This is a genomic window from Pseudomonas sp. DSP3-2-3, assembly GCF_049898225.1.
Lineage (GTDB): Bacteria > Pseudomonadota > Gammaproteobacteria > Pseudomonadales > Pseudomonadaceae > Aquipseudomonas.
Genome location: NZ_JAFCXH010000013.1, coordinates 162,223 through 177,254, shown reverse-complemented (window position 1 = coordinate 177,254; position 15,032 = coordinate 162,223). Strand labels below are relative to the sequence as shown.

The 15,032-nt window shown below is 60.1% G+C and carries 13 protein-coding genes and 1 pseudogene; 6 read left to right on the top strand and 8 right to left on the bottom strand.

Annotated elements, in window-relative coordinates; all coding sequences use genetic code 11:
* Positions 1-394, top strand: a pseudogene (locus tag ACP7E4_RS16995) (hypothetical protein); the annotation flags it as partial.
* Positions 395-402: 8 nt separating this feature from the next.
* Here ACP7E4_RS16995 and ACP7E4_RS16990 read toward each other — a convergent pair.
* The 6 genes from ACP7E4_RS16990 to ACP7E4_RS16965 all read right to left on the bottom strand — a co-directional run bounded on the left by ACP7E4_RS16990 (position 403) and on the right by ACP7E4_RS16965 (position 6,067).
* Entirely contained in the window at positions 403-1,236 is an 834-nt protein-coding gene (locus tag ACP7E4_RS16990) for a phosphodiesterase (RefSeq protein WP_426116241.1), read from the bottom strand.
* A 143-nt stretch (positions 1,237-1,379) separates the two neighbouring features.
* Positions 1,380-2,405, bottom strand: a complete 1,026-nt coding sequence (locus ACP7E4_RS16985; protein WP_426116239.1) for an ABC transporter ATP-binding protein — start codon at positions 2,403-2,405, stop codon at positions 1,380-1,382.
* A complete protein-coding gene (locus ACP7E4_RS16980; protein ID WP_047577649.1) occupies positions 2,402-3,196 on the bottom strand; it encodes an ABC transporter permease in 795 nt (264 codons plus the stop codon). The genes ACP7E4_RS16985 and ACP7E4_RS16980 overlap by 4 nt, the downstream gene beginning before the upstream one ends.
* Positions 3,193-3,963 (bottom strand): ABC transporter permease, encoded by a 771-nt coding sequence (locus tag ACP7E4_RS16975; protein WP_426116255.1) that lies wholly within the window; start codon positions 3,961-3,963, stop codon positions 3,193-3,195. The genes ACP7E4_RS16980 and ACP7E4_RS16975 overlap by 4 nt, the downstream gene beginning before the upstream one ends.
* Positions 3,964-4,059: 96 nt before the next feature.
* A complete protein-coding gene (locus ACP7E4_RS16970) occupies positions 4,060-5,064 on the bottom strand; it encodes an ABC transporter substrate-binding protein (protein ID WP_426116236.1) in 1,005 nt (334 codons plus the stop codon).
* Positions 5,048-6,067 (bottom strand): LacI family DNA-binding transcriptional regulator, encoded by a 1,020-nt coding sequence (locus ACP7E4_RS16965; RefSeq protein ID WP_426116234.1) that lies wholly within the window; start codon positions 6,065-6,067, stop codon positions 5,048-5,050. The genes ACP7E4_RS16970 and ACP7E4_RS16965 overlap by 17 nt, the downstream gene beginning before the upstream one ends.
* A gap of 186 nt (positions 6,068-6,253) precedes the next feature.
* Between ACP7E4_RS16965 and ACP7E4_RS16960 the strand changes: the two genes are divergently transcribed.
* The gene (locus ACP7E4_RS16960) at positions 6,254-7,228 is read left to right on the top strand and encodes a serine/threonine protein kinase (RefSeq protein WP_426116232.1); all 975 of its coding nucleotides are present in this window, start codon (positions 6,254-6,256) and stop codon (positions 7,226-7,228) included.
* Positions 7,229-7,331: 103 nt separating this feature from the next.
* Positions 7,332-8,219 carry an EamA family transporter RarD gene (gene rarD, locus ACP7E4_RS16955; RefSeq protein WP_426116230.1) on the top strand — a complete coding sequence of 296 codons (888 nt, stop codon included), beginning with the start codon at positions 7,332-7,334 and terminating at the stop codon, positions 8,217-8,219.
* 127 nt (positions 8,220-8,346) lie between these two features.
* Here the strand turns inward: rarD and ACP7E4_RS16950 are convergent, their stop codons facing one another.
* Positions 8,347-8,865 carry a glycine cleavage system protein R gene (locus tag ACP7E4_RS16950; protein ID WP_426116228.1) on the bottom strand — a complete coding sequence of 173 codons (519 nt, stop codon included), beginning with the start codon at positions 8,863-8,865 and terminating at the stop codon, positions 8,347-8,349.
* Positions 8,866-9,181: 316 nt separating this feature from the next.
* Here ACP7E4_RS16950 and ACP7E4_RS16945 point away from each other — a divergent pair, with 316 nt between their 5' ends.
* A complete protein-coding gene (locus ACP7E4_RS16945) occupies positions 9,182-11,359 on the top strand; it encodes a malate synthase G (protein WP_426116226.1) in 2,178 nt (725 codons plus the stop codon).
* Between the two features lie 119 nt (positions 11,360-11,478).
* On the opposite strand, the gene ACP7E4_RS16940 is transcribed toward ACP7E4_RS16945, so the two are convergent.
* Complete coding sequence (locus tag ACP7E4_RS16940) at positions 11,479-11,925, bottom strand: response regulator (RefSeq protein ID WP_426116253.1); 447 nt, start codon at positions 11,923-11,925, stop codon at positions 11,479-11,481.
* A gap of 242 nt (positions 11,926-12,167) precedes the next feature.
* Here ACP7E4_RS16940 and ACP7E4_RS16935 point away from each other — a divergent pair, with 242 nt between their 5' ends.
* A complete protein-coding gene (locus ACP7E4_RS16935) occupies positions 12,168-14,102 on the top strand; it encodes a putative nucleotidyltransferase substrate binding domain-containing protein (RefSeq protein ID WP_426116251.1) in 1,935 nt (644 codons plus the stop codon).
* Positions 14,099-14,812, top strand: coding sequence for a 3'-5' exonuclease (locus ACP7E4_RS16930; RefSeq protein WP_426116224.1), 714 nt, complete (start codon positions 14,099-14,101; stop codon positions 14,810-14,812). Before ACP7E4_RS16935 ends, ACP7E4_RS16930 begins: the two co-directional genes overlap by 4 nt.
* Positions 14,813-15,032 lie beyond the last annotated feature (220 nt).

The following is a 15,032-nucleotide window of genomic DNA, read 5'->3' as shown; positions in this document are numbered from 1 at the left end:
CTTTATGGACATCCAATACGGCTTCGTTACACCGCAAGCGCGATTCTTCACCATAAGCTTTGATGCTAAAGGGATGGTCGGCAATATTCGCATGTCCCCCCAAATCGAGCCGCTATTGCTCGACGACACGCTGAAGATCCTGCTGGATTTGCAGGCGCAATGGCGCACCGCTGGCTGGCATCCAATCCTGACCGGTATATTTCCCTCTTTCGCCGACACTCCGCAATGGCGTGCCCGATTGCGCGACGTCAATAAAGGCGGCACGGCCTACTGGCAGGCGGGCGACAAGTATCAGGTGATGTTGGGGGTCAATCGCTTCCGGGACGACAAGCGCCCCACAGAGGAGCGCTACCTCATCACGCTGGCGCTCGCCAAGCCGTGGGTCGAACCTTGACCTTATTCTCAATCAATCAACCCGTTCCTGTCATAAAACGGATACGGCCCCGGATACTCACCGAACACTGCGTTATGGGTGACCAATCCTTCCACCGGATGCCAGCGGTGCAGCAGGTAGCCCGCTGGCTCCAGATTGAAATGCGCCGGGGCATCTTCCTGTAGGTCGAGCACGATCTGATGCGAAGTGCCGGGGCAGATGCAGCTCAAGCTGCCACCGAAACGTCGCTGCATTGGCCGATGCAAATGCCCGCACAGCAGGCGCTCGACTTGTGGGTGGCGAGCAATGACCTTTTCGAACTCAGCCCGATTGATGAACGGCTCGCCGTCCATATGGCCGATGCCGGTGATGAAGGGCGGGTGATGCAGAATCAATAACGTCGGTGCATCCGGCCGAAGCGCCAGATGTTCATCAAGCCAGGCCAACTGACTTTCCATCAGTTGCCCGCCGTGGGAGCCGGGAATGCTGGTGTCCAGGCCGATCAGCCGCAGCGGATATTCCTCGACGACCCAATCCAGCGGCTTGTCGTGACTGATCGGCAGATAGGACTGATCGGCAAACTCGGCCAGCAGATGCTCGCGATCATCGTGATTGCCCGGCACCAGATAAAACGGCATGTGCAGGCGCTTAAGCTCTGGATGCAGCACGGCGTATTCGTCCTGGCGACCGAAATCCACCAGATCACCGCTGATGACCACAACATCGGGGCGCGGCACGCTGGCGTTCAGATGATCAACCGCACGACGCAATGCGCCCAAGGTATCAACGACGCCGTAGGTCAGTTTTTGACCGGCTTTAAGGTGCAGATCGCTGATCTGCGCAATGAGGAATGGGTGGTTCACAATAGATTTCCATCAAAACAACTACTGAATTGAAATGATTCTGGTGGGAGCGAGCTTGCTCGCGAAGAGGCCGTACATCCGGAAGATATCCAGAGCCTGACAAACTTTATTCGCGAGCAAGCTCGCTCCCACAGATGGGGCTTTCACAGGGTAAACAACACCTGCGGCTCGACTGCCAGGGCAATCAGCGCACCGGGCAGATGAATGACGTTGTCGGTGCTATCGACCAGCAACGGCTGCGCAGCACCGACATCCACCAACAGCCGACTCTGAGCGCCCTGGAAAAACTGCCCGACCAGACGCCCGCGCACGTGACCTTCGCCGTCCATTACCCGCAGATGCTCCGGACGGCAATACACGGTCGAGGGCAGATTCGAACCCGTCCACGGCAGCTCGCCACCGCTGACTTTCAAGCCGTCTGCCGTGCGCCCGTCCACGGCAAACGCGTTGAGGTTGCCGACGAAACCGGCGACGAAGGCGTTGGCCGGCTGTTGATAAATTTCACGCGGCGTCGCCAGTTGCGCGACGCGGCCTTGCTCCATTACCAGAATGCGGTCGCCCAGCGCCATGGCTTCGCCCTGATCGTGGGTCACGAACACGGCAGTGATGCCGAGGCCGCGCAGCAGCTGGTCCAGCTCGCTGCGCAAACGCTCGCGCAATTGCGCATCCAGAGCCGCCAAAGGTTCGTCGAGCAACAACACCCGAGGCCGTGGCGCCAGCGCACGAGCCAGAGCAACCCGCTGGCGCTGGCCGCCGGACAACTCATGAATGCTGCGTTTGCCGTGCTCCTGCAAGCCGACCAGTTCCAGCAATTCGGCACAACGCTTGTTGCGCTCGGCGGGTGACATGCCGCGAATCTTCAGGCCGTAAACAATGTTGCCGGCCACATCCAGATTCGGGAACAACGCGTAATTCTGGAACACCATGCCGACATCGCGTTTTTCGATGGGCAGGCGCGTGACATCGCTATCGTCGAAGAACACCTGGCCGACGTCCGGACTTTCCAGCCCGGCGATCAAGCGTAAGGTGGTGGTTTTACCGCAACCGGACGGACCAAGAATCGCGAGAGTTTCGCCGGGTTCGATGGCCAGGTTCAGGTCCTGCACGGCGACGGTGCCGTCAGCGAACGCCTTGCGGCAGCCCTGCAGGCGAATGGTGGTTCCGGTCATCGACTCTCTCCACGGGACAGGCGAGCACTGATGGCCTGCAATGCAATCAGCAGCGGCACGATCATCAGCAGAAATATGAGGGTGTAGGCGCTGGCGACTTCCAGCCGCGCCGAGGCGTAGCTGTCGGCCAGACCCACCGGCAGGGTTTTGGTCATTGGCGTGTGCAGCATCCAGGTCAGGTTGAATTCACCCAACGACAAGGTGACGACCATTAACACCCCGGCGAGAATCCCGGCGCGGCAGTTGGGCACCACGACGCTGAAGAAGCGCTTGATCGGCCCCGCACCCAGGCTGGCGGCAGCCTCCTCCAACGTGGGCAAATGCTGGCGCTGCATCACCGCCATCACTGGGCGCACCAGAAATGGCAAGGTGAACAGCACATGGCCGACCAGAATAAACAGCCAACTGCTGCGAAAGCCGCCGAACTGCCCATACGTCAGGAGCAACGCCAAGGCGCTGGCCAAACCGGGCATGGCCACGGGCAAGACCATCAATTCTTCAAAGGCGCGGCTGAAGCGATTGTTCATGCGCACCAGAGCGTAAGCCGCCGGCACGCCAATCACGCAAACGCACACCGCGCAGGCCAGCGCCAATTGCAGCGACAACCAGACCGTGGGCGAATAGGCCTGCCAGACTTGAATCAGCCAGTCGAAGGTCAATCCACTCGACAGCCCCTGAAAATAATTGCGCGTCAGGCCAGCCAGCAAGGACATGACCACCGGCACCAACATGAAGGCGCAGACCAGCAAGGTAAACAGCAGCTGCGCAACAAACAGTGTGGAACGCTTCACAGAACAGTCCCCGAGTTTTTCACCAGACGTCGCGCCAGCAACAGCACCGCCCAGGTCACTGCGCCCAGCACCACCGACAACGCCGCAGCAACGACGAAGTTCGCGTAATTGGTGAACACGTTGTAGATCGCAATCGGCGTCACATTGAGCCGGGTGCCCAACGTGAATGCGGTACCGAACGCGCCCATGGACGTCGCGAAACAAATCGCGCCGCAGGACACCAGGGCTGGCGCAAGGCCCGGCACGATCACATCGCACACCACTCGCCAATGTCCGGCGCCCAGGGAGTGCGCAGCTTCTTCAAGGCTGCGATCCAGACTTTCACACGCCGCCATCACCGTGAGGATCACCCGTGGAATCGAGAAGTACAGATAACCGATGAACAGGCCGATCAGCGAGTAAGCAAAGATCCACCTTTCCCCCGCCAGCTCCATGCCCAGCATCGCGAACAAGCCTTGGCGACCCGCCAGCAGGATCACCAGAAAACCCACCACTACGCCGGGAAATGCCAGGGGAAAGGTCAACAACGCAACCAGCGCCGAGCGGCCGAAAAACCGTTGGCGGGCGAGAAACACCCCGCTGATGCCGCCGACCAGCAACGCCGCGAGCGTCACCACCACGGCGAGCACGCAGGTCTGCGCCAGGCTGCCCAGATATTGCGCGCTGCTCAGCACTTGCCAGTAACCACTGCTGCCGTCGCGGTTTTCGCCGCCCAGCAAAACCAGATGCGCCAATGGCAGCAGCCAGAAGGCGAACAACACGGCCATTGCCGGAGCCAGCGCCCAGGCCGCAGTCGGGCGCAGACGCAAGAATGCGCGTCTGCCCGAACCCGCGGCCTGAGCTTTCAGAACCGAAACGGTCACTTACTTGACCTCACTCAGATAGCGCGCTGCGAAGGCTTCCTGCACGGCGGCCATGTGCTCGTAATTCACCACTCCGGCGCGGGCGTAATCATTGTCCGGAAGGAATTGCGCGGCGACATCGGCAGGTATCTTCACGTCACGCACCGGGCGCAGGTAAGCCTTGGCCCACAACGCCTGGCCTTGATCGGAGAGGGTGAAATCCAGCACTTTTTCGGCATTGGCCCGATGGGGCGCGTTGTCGACGATGCTCATCACGTACGGCACGCTGATGCTGCCTTCCTGAGGGATCACAAAGGCGACGTTGGCCTTGTCCTTGTAGCGAGCGCGATAGGCGTTGAAATCGTAATCGACCAGAATCGGCAGCTCGCCGGAAAGCACTCGGGCATACGCCGTCTGCTTGGGCACGATGGGCGAATTTTTCGCCAGCTTCTGGAAGTAATTGATGGCTGGCCCAAAGTTATCCAGCGTGCCGCCCATGGCCTGGTTGATCGCCACTGCGGATACGTACCCGACAAAGGCGCTGGACGGATCGAGGTAACCGACCATGCCTTTATATTCAGGCTTGAGCAGATCGGCCCAGCTTTGCGGAACCGGCAAACCACCGAGCGCATCGACGTTGACCATGATGCCCAAGGTCCCGGAGTGGATTGCAAACCAGTGGCCCGCCGGATCTTTCAGACCAACCGGAATCTGCTCCCAGCCCTTGGGTTTGTAGGTGCCGACCACGCCAGCTTTTTGTGCCTGCAAGCCAAAGGTCACGCCGTAATACACCACGTCGGCAACCGGTGCGGCTTTTTCCGCGACGATTTGCGCCAGAGACTGGCCGGAGTTCTTGTTATCCAGCGGCACTTGCACACCCGTGGTGTCGGCGATTGCCTTGAGCTGTGCGCCCCAATCCGCCCATTCCGGCGGGCAGTTGTAGCAAATGGCTGTTTCGGCGGCTTGAGCCAGACTGGCTACGCCGCACAGCAGTAAGGCTGCCAGGGTTTTACTGAAGCGGATCATGAAGCGTCTCCTCATAGGGCTGTGTACTTTCACCCGGCCGGATATGGCAGGGCAGGCAATGGGAAATCGGTGCAGCGCCAGCAATCTGGGCCAGCAACTGCTCGATCACAGTGCTGGCCAATGTCGCAATGGGTTGCACGACGCTGCACAGCGTCGGATGCATCTGGGTGCCGAGGGCGATGCCGTCAAAACCGATGACCGAAAGCTGGCCCGGAACGCTCCAGCCATTACGGCGCAGTTCGGCAATAAGGCTGATCGCCAGCAAATCGTTGGAGCAGACCAACGCGCTGGGCGCGTTCGGGCCGCGTAATGAGGTCTCGATGACGGCGAAGTCGGCTTGGGTATGCGCAGGCATTTCGATCACCGGCAGGCTCGGCAGGCCGCGTTCGCTCATGGCGTCGCAGTAACCGGCGTAACGCAGGCGGGCGCGGTCCGACTGCAACGCGGGGCCAGCCACCATGCCGATGCGGCGATGCCCGCAATCGAGCAGATAGCGGGTCGCCAACGCCATGCCGGCGCGGTTATCCACAGACACGGCGCTGTAATCCGGATTGCCCGGCTGGTGATAAGCCAGTACGAACGGCGTGTCTTCGCTGACCAGACTTTCCAGGACGCGATTGCTCTCGGCGTCGGTGACAGTCAGCACCAGGCCGTCGACCCGCTGACGCAGCAATTCCTCAACGACCGCACTTTCGCGCTCGCTGCTGTAATCGGTGGTTGCCAGTAGCAGGTTGTAACCTTTGGCGCGCGCCGCACGTTCCATGGCCTGGAACTGCTCGGCGAACACCGGATTGAGCAGATTGGGCACGACCACGCCAATCAGATTGGTGGTTTGCAGACGCAGTTGGCGGCCTAGACGATTGGGTCGGAAACCCAATTGCCGAGCGGCGGCGAACACCTGGTCGCGTGTCGCCGGTCGCACCACGTCGGGGGAAGCAAAGGCGCGCGCGGCCGTCGCCCGGGAAACCCCGGCCAGCCGCGCCACCTCTTTCAAATCACTCATGTTCACGCCTTTGAGATCGATCTCATTGGCGCTGACATTAATTGCAGAACATGGCGATACAGCGTCCAAACGATGACAGTTTGGTTGCAGCGCGAGACTTTGCTGTAAAGCCAACGACCCAAGCGACCCCGGTCTGCGCTACCATCACGGGCCCGACGCGGCAGCCTGCTGCGCGCAGGAGTAAGCATGGCCCACCCGTTCGCAACACTAACGCCAGACCTGGTCCTCGATGCCGTTGAAAGCATCGGTTTTCTCAGTGACGCCCGCATTCTCGCGCTCAACAGCTACGAGAACCGCGTCTATCAGGTCGGCATCGAAGACGGCCAGCCGTTGATCGCCAAATTCTATCGGCCGCAACGCTGGACCAATGAAGCGATCCTCGAAGAACACAGCTTCACCTTCGAACTGGCGGAAGTGGACATCCCGGTCGTGGCGCCCATGGTGCATAACGGCCAGACGCTGTTTGAACACGCGGGCTTTCGTTTCACCCTCTTCCCGCGTCGAGGTGGCCGTGCTCCCGAGCCGGGCAATCTCGATCAGCTGTATCGCCTCGGCCAACTGCTGGGCCGGATCCACGCGGTGGGCGCGACCAAGCCGTTTGAGCATCGCGAAGCGTTGGCGGTGAAAAACTTTGGTCAGGACTCGCTGGATTTCCTGCTGAACAACAACTGCATCCCGCGCAGCCTGCTGCCGGCCTACGAATCAGTGGCCAAGGATCTGCTCAAGCGCGTCGAAGATGTCTACGCCGTGACGCCGCATCAGAACATCCGCATGCATGGCGATTGCCACCCTGGCAACATGATGGCGCGCGACGAGATGTTCCACATCGTCGATCTCGATGACTGCCGTATGGGTCCCGCCGTGCAGGATATCTGGATGATGCTGGCGGGGGATCGTCAGGAATGTCTGGGACAGTTGTCGGAATTGATGGACGGCTACAACGAATTTCACGACTTCAACCCGCGCGAACTGGCGTTGATTGAACCACTGCGCGCTTTGCGTTTGATGCATTACAGCGCCTGGCTGGCGCGGCGCTGGGATGACCCGGCGTTCCCGCACAGTTTTCCGTGGTTCGGCACCGAGCGTTATTGGGGCGATCAGATTCTCGCCCTGCGCGAACAATTGTCGGCGCTCAACGAGGAGCCGCTGAAGCTGTTCTGATTTCCCGGCGTGCCGCGCTGGCCAGGGCGCGGTGCGCCAACGTTGCGCCAGACAACGACCCTTCAACCTTGCACGTAACAATAACCTGCCAACAGGACCCCTTATGCAAGCTGCCAACCCGCGTCGCGGGTACATTCTCGGCCTGAGCGCCTACATCTGCTGGGGCTTGTTTCCCCTCTACTTCAAAGCCATCGCCGAAGTGCCATCGGTGGAAATCATCGTCAATCGGGTGCTCTGGTCCGCGTTGGCGGGCTCGTTGCTGCTGATGGTCTGGAAACACCCGGGCTGGTGGCGTGAGTTGCGCGAGAATCCGCAGCGCCTGGCGGTGCTCGCGCTGAGCGGTTCGCTGATTGCTGGCAACTGGCTGGTGTATGTCTGGGCGGTGAATAACGGGCGCATGGTGGAAGCCAGCCTGGGTTACTACATCAACCCGTTGGTTAACGTGTTGCTGGGGATGGTGCTGCTGGGCGAGCGCCTCAGGCGTCTGCAATGGCTGGCGGTGGCTTTGGCGGCGACCGGCGTTGCGCAGCAGGTCTGGCACTTTGGCAGCCTGCCATGGGTATCTCTGGCGCTCGCGCTTTCGTTCGGCTGCTACGGGCTGATCCGCAAAAAAGCGCCGGTTGCTGCATTGCCGGGTTTGGTCGTGGAAACCTGGTTGCTGGTGCCGCTGGCGGTTGGCTGGTTGCTGCTCAATCCCATGGCGCACACCGCGCAAGCGGAATTCTGGACGACATCCCAGGCACTATGGCTGGCAGCGGCCGGGCCGATAACCCTGGTGCCTTTGGTGTGTTTCAACGCCGCAGCGCGTCACTTGCCTTATACGACGCTGGGTTTCCTGCAATACATCGCGCCCACGCTGGTGTTGGCGCTGGCCGTGCTGGTGTACGGCGAGCAACTCACCACCGCCACGCTGATCACCTTCGCCTTCATCTGGAGCGGGCTGGCGATTTACAGCGTCGATGCCTGGCTGACGATGCGCCGCAGGACCTGATCAAAAAACACACGACCCTGTGGGAGCGAGGCTTGCCCGCGAAGAACGATAACGCGGTGGATCTAATCCACCGAGGCGCCTGATTCGCGGGCAAGCCTCGCTCCCACAAGTCAAAGCTCCGAACAGATCAAAGTTCGGTGCGCAACACCAGGTCCACCATCAAATCATCCGCCAGGGTTTCCAGGCGTTCCTGCAATAAATCCAGGGAAAGGGTCAGCGGTACGCCGAGGATCGCTTCAGCGTGGAACAGCGGTTCGCTGCTCATGGGTGCGGGATTGACTTCGGTTACCAGGCGTTCGACGTTGACGCCCTGTTCAGCCAGCAATCGGGTGATGTCACGGACGATGCCGGGCCGGTCGTTGCCTACCAGCTCCATGCCAATGGATTTCCAGCCCACCGAAGGCTCGGTGCTGCTTTCAGCAAACAGCACACGAATGTCCTGTTCGGCCAGCGCCTGCAATGCGCTTTTCAATTCTTCCCGGTTGTCCGCCGGCACCTGCACACGCACGATCCCGGCGAACTGGCCGGCCATTCGCGACATACGGCTTTCGAGCCAGTTGCCGCCATGTTGCGCGATGCAATCGGCGATGCGCTCGACCTGGCCTGGTTTATCCGGTGCAACAACAGTGACTACAAAATGATCCACAGGTAACTCCTTCTGCTGACGGGTAGTCGTCGACCAAGTATAGGCAAGGCTGACAAGAGCACCTCAGAACGCTCGAATATCCAGACTGTGTACGATTTTCAGATTTAACTGGAACAACGATGCGCGATTTTGAGAACATTCGGCTCTTTATCGTGACTGGCCATGTAAATCCAGTCGCTTGGTGACATATTTAGTCTCGTTTTCACCCGACGACGCTTCATGTAGTATGCCGCGTCGCGCACTACACAACGTTGATCCCTAATAAAAGAGCGCTCGCCTTCGAGCGTAGAAAGCTGAGCAGAGTGAGGCAAGTGCAATGACTGAACACGTTCAAGTCGGTGGCCTGCAGGTCGCCAAGGTGCTGTTCGACTTCGTGAACAACGAAGCAATTCCGGGAACCGGTCTGAATACTGAAGCGTTCTGGGCCGGTGCAGACAAGCTCATCAACGAGCTGGCACCCAGGAACAAAGCCCTGCTCGCCAAACGTGATGACTTGCAGGCGCAAATCGACGCCTGGCATCAATCCCATGCCGGACAGGCTCACGACGCCTCGGCTTACAAGACCTTCCTTCAGGAAATCGGTTACCTGCTGCCAGAAGCCGCAGATTTCCAGATCACGACGCAAAACGTCGACGAAGAAATTGCCCGCATGGCTGGCCCGCAACTGGTGGTGCCGGTGATGAATGCCCGCTTCGCCCTCAACGCTTCGAATGCCCGTTGGGGTTCGCTGTATGACGCGCTCTACGGCACCGATGCCATCAGCGAAGCTGACGGCGCAGAGAAAGGCAAAGGCTACAACAAGGTCCGCGGCGACAAGGTCATCGCCTTTGCCCGGGCCTTCCTTGATGAAGCCGCGCCATTGGCCGCCGGCTCGCATGTGGATTCCACCGGTTACAAATTGATCGACGGCAAACTGGTGATCAGCCTCAAGGGCGGCAGCAATACCGGCCTCAAGGACGACGCCCAGCTGATCGGTTTTCAGGGCGACACCGCAGCGCCGTTCGCCGTCCTGCTCATGCACAACGGCCTGCACTTCGAAATCCAGATCGATGCGACCAGCCCGGTGGGTCAGACCGATCCTGCCGGTGTAAAAGACGTCCTTATGGAAGCCGCGCTGACCACCATCATGGACTGCGAAGACTCCATCGCCGCCGTCGATGCCGACGACAAAGTCGTGGTCTATCGCAACTGGCTGGGCCTGATGAAAGGCGATCTGGCCGAGCAGGTTGCCAAGGGTGGTGAAACCTTTACCCGCACCATGAACGCCGACCGCGTCTACACCGCACCTGATGGTGGAGAAGTCACGCTGCATGGCCGTTCGCTGCTGTTCGTGCGCAACGTGGGTCACCTGATGACCATCGACGCGATTCTCGACCAGCAGGGTCAGGAAATTCCCGAGGGCATTCTTGATGGCTTGTTGACCAGCCTCGCGGCGATTCACAGCCTCAACGGCAACAATACCCGCCGTAACAGCCGCAGCGGTTCGGTGTACATCGTCAAACCAAAGATGCACGGCCCGGAAGAAGCGGCCTTCACCAACGAACTATTCGGTCGCATCGAAGACGTCCTCAACCTGCCGCGCAATACACTGAAGGTTGGGATCATGGACGAAGAGCGCCGCACCACGGTCAATCTCAAGGCCTGCATCAAGGCGGCGAGCGAGCGTGTGGTGTTCATCAACACCGGGTTCCTGGACCGCACAGGCGATGAAATCCACACGTCCATGGAAGCTGGCCCGGTCGTGCGCAAGGCACAGATGAAAGCTGAGAAGTGGATCGGCGCCTACGAGAACTGGAACGTCGATATCGGCCTGAGCTGCGGCCTGCAAGGTCGGGCCCAGATCGGCAAGGGCATGTGGGCGATGCCGGACCTGATGGCAGCAATGCTCGAACAGAAAATCGCGCACCCGCTGGCCGGCGCCAACACTGCCTGGGTGCCGTCGCCAACCGCTGCTGCATTGCACGCGCTGCACTATCACAAGGTTGACGTGTTCGCGCGTCAGGCCGAACTGGCGCAACGAACCCGCGCATCGGTGGACGACATCTTGACCATTCCGCTGGCAGCTAACGCCAACTGGACGCCGGAAGAGATCCAGAACGAACTGGACAACAACGCCCAGGGCATCCTTGGTTATGTGGTGCGCTGGATTGATCAGGGCGTGGGTTGCTCGAAAGTGCCGGACATCAACGACATCGGCCTGATGGAAGACCGCGCGACGCTGCGTATTTCAAGTCAGCACATGGCCAATTGGCTGCGTCACGGCGTGGTCGATCAGACTCAGGTGATGGACAGCCTCAAGCGCATGGCGCCGGTGGTTGACCGACAGAACGCCAATGACCCGCTGTATCGCCCTCTGGCTCCGGACTTCGATAGCAATATCGCGTTCCAGGCCGCAGTAGAGCTGGTCATCGAAGGCAGCAAGCAGCCGAACGGTTATACCGAGCCGGTCTTGCACCGTCGGCGTCGGGAGTTCAAGGCTAAGAACGGGTTGTAACGATTAATGTGGGAGCGAGCTTGCTCGCGAAGGGGCCAGTACATCAGACACAGTTCCTGAGTTTGAATACTGTCTTCGCGAGCAAGCTCGCTCCCACTCATCCTCGCGACTGCGCAACCTCACACCAAACCCAACTCCCGCTTGACCAACTTCAGCAGCTGCTTGGTGTTGATGGGCTTGAGCAGGAAATCCACTACGCTCAAATGCATCGCATCGATGGCATCGCGCACGTTGGCGTCGCCGGAAATGATGATGATCGGCAACGAAGCACGTTCGGATTCACGCACCTTGCGGATCAAGTCCAGGCCGTTGCATGGCGCCATGCGCAGGTCGGTGATCAGCAGGCCGATGGATTCCCGCGTGTCGATCAAGTGCATCGCGGTGTTGCCACCCGCTGCAGTGATGCAACTGATGTCATTGAGGCTGAGAATCTCGGCCAGCAACTCGCGGGCATCGCGATCGTCGTCGACGATCAACACCCGTTGCGGCGAGTCGGGCAATGCGGCGAGCATCACTTCGTTTAGCGCTTCGCGCTCTTCATCGCTCAAAATATCGTAATCGAACATCTGCGCCTGATTCCCTTGCCCTGATACTGGCAGCAAACCGGACACCTGACCGGTTACGTCTGCATGCTGTGGTCGGCGTCCTGCCGGCGATTGTTTGCTGTCCCAAGCCTTCGCGTAACTGCTTTTTACACCATGCCGCAGGTTGCCAGAAATCTTTTCGTCAATGTAAGACTTACGTCCAATGGGCACTGTCCGACAAGCGGACGACCATGACCATCAATAAAAAGAACGCGGTACAGGTCATGAGCAAAGCGGACGCATTCGCCCAGGCGGGCAAAACAGCGGTGTTGCAGAACATCCACGGCACGATGCAGTTCCTGCAAAAATTCCCGCCATTCAACCAGATGGAGAGCGCTCATCTCGCGTATCTGGTCGAACAATGCCAGCTGCGTTTCTACGCGATGGACGAAAGCATCATCAAGCCTGCTGATGGTCCAGTAGAGCACTTTTATATCGTCAAGCAAGGACGTGTCGTCGGCGAACGGCCGCACACCGCCAAAGGCGGAACCGAAACCACTTTCGAAATCACTACCGGCGAATGCTTCCCGCTGGCCGCGTTGCTGGGCGAACGCGCCACGCGCACCGAGCATCTGGCGGCCGAAGACACGTTCTGCCTGCAACTGAACAAACAGGCGTTCATCAAGCTGTTCGCGCTGTCGACCACCTTCCGCGACTTCGCTTTGCGTGGCGTCAGCAGCCTGCTCGACCAGGTGAACCAGCAAGTCCAGCAGCGCGCAGCGGAAACCCTTGGCACCCAGTATTCCCTGAACACCCGCCTTGGCGAGCTGGCGATGCGGCATCCGGTCATGTGCAGCCCGCAAACGCCGCTACGTGAAGCCGTGAAGCTCATGCACGAACAACAGGTCGGCAGCATCGTGATCGTCGATGCGCAACAGGCGCCGCTGGGGATTTTCACCCTGCGCGACTTGCGCGAGGCGGTGGCGGATATCAATGTCGATTTCAGTCAGCCGATTCAAGGTCGAATGATTCAGGCGCCCTTCCACCTCAGCCCGGACGCCAGCGCATTCGATGCGGCCATTGCCATGACCGGTCGGCACATCGCCCACGTGTGTCTGGTCAAGGACGGGCGGCTGTGTGGCGTGGTGTCCGAGCGGGATCTGTTTTCCCTGCAACGCGTCGACCTGGTGCATCTGGCACGCACCATCCGCAACGCGCCACGCATCGAAAGCCTGAGCAACCTGCGCGGCGACATAGTGCAACTGGTGGATCGCATGCTCGCCCACGGCGCGTCCTCGACCCAGATCACCCAGATCATCACCCTGCTCAACGATCACACGGTATGTCGTGTGATTGAGCTGACCCTGGAAGAAAAAGGCGACCCCGGCATTCCGTTCAGCTGGCTATGTTTTGGCAGCGAGGGCCGCCGCGAGCAAACGCTGCACACCGATCAGGACAACGGCATTCTTTTCGAAGCCCGGGATGTTGCCGAAGCGACGCAGATCCGGGCCTTGCTGCTGCCGATTGCCGAGCGTATCAATCAGAGCCTGGCGCTGTGTGGGTTCACGCTGTGCAAAGGGAATATCATGGCGGGCAACCCGGAGCTATGCCTGTCCCGGGTTGAATGGTCCCGGCGCTTCGCCGCGTTCATTCGCGAGGCGACGCCGGAGAACCTGCTGGCTTCCAGTATTTATTTCGACTTGCGCGTGGTCTGGGGCGACGAGCACGGCTGCGAGCAGTTGCGCCGCAGCGTACTGGAACAGGTCGGCGATAACCGGTTGTTCCAGCGCATGATGGCCGAGAACGCCCTGCGTCAACGCCCGCCAGTGGGTCGTTTCAAGGACTTCGTGCTGGCTCGCAAAGGCAGCGACAAAGACACTCTGGACCTCAAGACCCAAGGCCTGACGCCATTTGTTGACGGTGCCCGCTTGCTGGCGCTGGCCAATGGCATCGAAGCCAATAACACCCTGGAGCGCCTGCGCCAACTGGTGGAACGCGAGGTGATCGACCGCCTGGACGGCGCGGCCTATGAAGAGGCCTACCACTTCATTCAGCAGACGCGCATGCAGCAGCACCAGTTGCAGAGCCGCCAGAACCTGCCTTATTCCAACCGAATCGATCCGGACACACTCAATCATCTTGACCGCCGGATCCTGCGCGAATCACTGCGCCAGGCCCAACGTCTGCAAACCAGCCTGACCCTGCGCTATCAACTATGAATCTGTTTGAATGGCTGCGGCCGCGTCCACCAAAACCGACCCTGGAACACCGCGACAATCAGCGCCTGGCAAACCTTGCGCCCCTCGCGGCACTCAGCGAAGACTCGCTGCGCAAGCAACGCTGGGTAGTGTTCGACCTGGAAACCAGTGGCCTGAACATGAGCCGCGATCAGGTGCTGTCCATCGGCGCGGTGGTGATCGAGGACGGTGCCATCGACCTGAGCCAACAGTTTGAACGCACCTTGCTGCGCGTCGATCACAAGCTAAGCCCGGCGGTATTGATTCATGGGCTCGGGCCCAGCGCCATTGCTGCAGGCAGTGAACCGGTGCAGGCGTTACTGGATTTCATGGAGTTCGTCGGCAACAGCCCGCTGCTGGCGTTTCACGCGCCGTTCGATCAGCACATGCTCGGCCGCGCCTTGAAGGAAAGCCTCGATTATCGACTGGAGCATCGTTTTTTCGACGTCGCTGAAATCGCTCCGATGCTGTTCCCGCAGGCGAATCTCCGACAGGCCGGACTGGATGACTGGACCGCCTTCTTTGGCCTGCAAGCCGAAGAACGCCACAACGCCAGCGCCGACGCCCTGGTGACCGCCGAACTGGCGATGATGCTCTTCAGCCACGCCCGCCGCCAACAGATCGACAGCCCCGCGCAACTGGATCAATCCCTGAGCCAGTGGCGTCGGCGGCAGCGCAGTCATTCGTTCTAACCTACCGCGTTATCGTTCTTCGCGAGCAAGCTCGGCTCCTACAGGTCCGGCGGTCCAGCGGTCCAGCGGTCCGTTGGAGCGAGGCTTGCCCGCGAACCAGGCGCCTCGGTGGGCCAGACCCACCCCTTCAAGTCTAAACATACAAGCGAGGCTTGCCCGCGAACCAAGCACCTCAGTGCACCAGACCTACCGCGTCATCGTTGTTCGCGAGCAAGCTCGG